Genomic DNA, 599 nt, shown 5'->3' on the forward strand with positions numbered 1-599 from the left:
GGATGTTGAAATCACCGGCCCGGATGGACTTCCGCATCCGATTGCCGAATTCGAGGCGATGTATTCCGCCGGTGCGACGACGGCGGTGCATGCGACATAGCTGACAGGCAAGGGATGCAGTGACGGCGACCGATCTTGTTCTGCATCACTATCCGCGTTCGCCGTTTGCCGAGAAGGTGCGCGTCGCCTTCGGATTGAAGGGTCTGTCTTGGCGATCGGTGATTCAGCCGCGGATCGTGCCGAAGCCAGAGCTCGTGGCGCTCACCGGAGGCTATCGCCGCATTCCGGTGCTGCAGATCGGCGCAGACGTCTATTGCGATACGCGCCGCATTCTCGCGGAGCTTGAGCAACGTTTTCCCGAGCTGACGCTTTATCCGGCGGGCACGCGCGGTCAGGCCGATATCATCGCGGCCTGGGCCGATCGCGCGCTCTTTGCCAATGCTCTTGGACTGGTCTTCGGCCTGAACGGAGATCGTTTTCCGCCAGAACTGCATGCCGATCGCGCGAGTTTCACGTCAGGCAAGTTCGATGGTTGGGACAGCGTGAAGATGCGTGAGCAGATTCCTGCGCTCCGCAACCGGTTTCGCATTCATCTAGCC

Annotated in this window: 1 protein-coding gene; it reads left to right on the forward strand. The window is 60.8% G+C overall.

Annotated features, from left to right (window positions below; all coding sequences use genetic code 11):
* Positions 1 to 119: 119 nt before the first annotated feature.
* On the forward strand, positions 120 to 599 hold a 480-nt coding region (locus tag AC1DS5_RS25285), incomplete at its 3' end, for a glutathione S-transferase N-terminal domain-containing protein (protein ID WP_477720992.1).

It is taken from the genome of Polaromonas sp. P4_H1 (genome assembly GCF_056400945.1).